The 237-nt window shown below is 55.3% G+C and carries 1 pseudogene; it reads left to right on the forward strand.

Going from position 1 to position 237, the window contains the following annotated elements:
- Positions 1-237, forward strand: a pseudogene (locus tag V5P19_RS24490) (3-deoxy-7-phosphoheptulonate synthase); the annotation flags it as partial.

Consider the following 237-nt stretch of genomic DNA (forward strand, 5'->3'; position numbering starts at 1 on the left):
ATATGGGACTGCCACTGGCGACGGAAGCGTTAGATCCGAATAGCCCGCAATACCTGGGCGATCTGTTTAGCTGGTCAGCAATTGGTGCTCGTACAAAGGAATCGCAAACTCACCGTGAAATGGCCTCCGGGCTTTCCATGCCGGTTGGTTTTAAAAACGGCACCGACGGCAGTCTGGCAACAGCAATTAACGCTATGCGCGCCGCCGCCCAGCCGCACCGTTTTGTTGGCATTAACC

Source organism: Enterobacter sp. UNJFSC 003, assembly GCF_036903355.1.
GTDB lineage: Bacteria > Pseudomonadota > Gammaproteobacteria > Enterobacterales > Enterobacteriaceae > Enterobacter.